Consider the following 978-nt stretch of genomic DNA (forward strand, 5'->3'; position numbering starts at 1 on the left):
AATCGTCTGAAACATATGTTTAGCGATAGCACCAGCCAAACCGATAAAAAATGGCGTGATAATGGTGTTATCCATACCGAATGGTATAACGCTGTTCGCTATTCGATGGATGAGGATAAACGAAAATTATATTCTATCTCAGTCGCCCAAGGCGCTTACAAAAGCCTGGTGCGAGATACCGAACATCAGCGTGTTCGACTGGCTGATCTCAAAAACGACACTAACATCGTTAACCAACTTGATGAAGCAGAAAAAAGCCTATTCAGTTTAAAACTAGCTAGCTTTAAAACCTTAATCGAGTTGGAATCACAGCATTTGCCAAGCAGCGCCAAACTCACTTATCTAATGGCCAAAATGCGTGAATTGCTCGGTTCCCTCACACTAGAAAGTATGAATAGTCAACGGGAAATTTTGCAAGAAATGCAACGAATGACTGAAATTCAGGCAGAAAAACGAGCGCAGGATATTGATGAAAAAATCCGCAAAGCAGAAGAAGCGCGTAAATGGTTGGCGATTGGCAGCCAAATTTTTTCCTGGCTAATTGCCGCGGTTGGGGTGGTCGCCGCCGTCTTTACCGGTAGTGCCAGCCTGGCGCTAGCCGCAGTCGGCATAGCCTTACTCGCTGCTGATACCATCAGCCAGGCAGCAGGAGGCGGCTCCTTTATGAATAAAGCATTAGCGCCAGTCGGTGAGTTGATGATGAAAATAGCGCAAGAAGATCTCCAACTTTTTATGCAATATCGCAATTAGCGAAGCTAAATTACGGGGAGCATCAGAAAGTGAAATCGCCGAGCTGAAAAAACAGACCAAGGAAATAACCGACATTGTCGCTACCATTATCGTTACAGTAACAATGGTTGCTGCCGCCATTAGCTCAGCGAAATTAGCCAGTGTAGCCGGTAAAATGATCGGTAAAATTATCGCTGACAAGCTTAAACGTGCCCTAAATCACTTGCTGGACAAAATGATCAATAATCT

Annotated in this window: 1 protein-coding gene; it reads left to right on the forward strand. The window is 44.4% G+C overall.

What is annotated here, in order from left to right:
- Positions 1-750 (forward strand): type III secretion system translocon subunit SctE (sctE, locus tag CBG25_RS07765; RefSeq protein WP_290605836.1); only part of this gene is annotated, 750 nt, incomplete at its 5' end.
- Positions 751-978 lie beyond the last annotated feature (228 nt).

Source organism: Arsenophonus sp. ENCA (assembly GCF_002287155.1).
Classification (GTDB): Bacteria; Pseudomonadota; Gammaproteobacteria; order Enterobacterales; family Enterobacteriaceae; genus Arsenophonus; species Arsenophonus nilaparvatae.